At 49.6% G+C, this 1,037-nt stretch carries 2 tRNA genes and 1 rRNA gene; all 3 read left to right on the top strand.

Going from position 1 to position 1,037, the window contains the following annotated elements:
• A 16S ribosomal RNA gene (locus AC3WOS_RS28545) occupies positions 1–477 on the top strand; the annotation flags it as partial.
• Between the two features lie 79 nt (positions 478–556).
• Positions 557–633, top strand: a tRNA-Ile gene (locus AC3WOS_RS28540).
• 17 nt (positions 634–650) lie between these two features.
• Positions 651–726: transfer RNA gene (locus AC3WOS_RS28535), tRNA-Ala, on the top strand.
• Positions 727–1,037 lie beyond the last annotated feature (311 nt).

The raw sequence follows: 1,037 nt of genomic DNA, 5'->3' as shown, positions 1-1,037 counted from the left end.
TGTCGTCAGCTCGTGTCGTGAGATGTTGGGTTAAGTCCCGCAACGAGCGCAACCCTTGTCATTAGTTGCTACGAAAGAGCACTCTAATGAGACTGCCGGTGACAAACCGGAGGAAGGTGGGGATGACGTCAAGTCCTCATGGCCCTTATGGGTAGGGCTTCACACGTCATACAATGGTACATACAGAGGGCCGCCAACCCGCGAGGGGGAGCTAATCCCAGAAAGTGTATCGTAGTCCGGATTGTAGTCTGCAACTCGACTGCATGAAGTTGGAATCGCTAGTAATCGCGGATCAGCATGTCGCGGTGAATACGTTCCCGGGTCTTGTACACACCGCCCGTCACACCATGGGAGCGGGTTTTACCAGAAGTAGGTAGCTTAACCGTAAGGAGGGCGCTTACCACGGTAGGATTCGTGACTGGGGTGAAGTCGTAACAAGGTAGCCGTATCGGAAGGTGCGGCTGGATCACCTCCTTTCTAGAGTAGCACTGGATCAGCAATGATCTGCTCATCAAGCGTTCACACTTATCGACTGTAAATTAGAAGAACAGCATTTGGGGCTGTAGCTCAGCTGGTTAGAGCACCGTGTTGATAACGCGGGGGTCGTTGGTTCGAGTCCAACCAGCCCTACCAGTTTCAGTAATACCCATGGGGGATTAGCTCAGCTGGGAGAGCACCTGCTTTGCAAGCAGGGGGTCGTCGGTTCGATCCCGTCATCCTCCACCAAAAAGTTCAAACGTAAGTCAGCCCTGGTGGCGACGATTTAGGTTTGGTCTTTTAGAGATCAAGTGCTGTATGTTCTTTAACAATCTGGAAGAAGTAAAAGTAAAGATTATTTATTGATCACATCAATCGAAAGGTTGTTGTGATGGGTAATGATTGTATGTATCAACAAACATAGCAACACAATGTACTTCTTATTCCTATGACCGCTCCTTTGTTTAGTCGCAAGGGGCTAAAGTTATAGGGACAAGCGAATAAGTGCACATGGTGGATGCCTTGGCGATTACAGGCGATGAAGGACGTAGTAGCTTGCG

Source organism: Rugamonas sp. FW305-51 (assembly GCF_058786935.1).
Note: the sequence above shows the minus strand (reverse complement) of the source record. Positions and strands in the feature narration are given on the sequence as shown.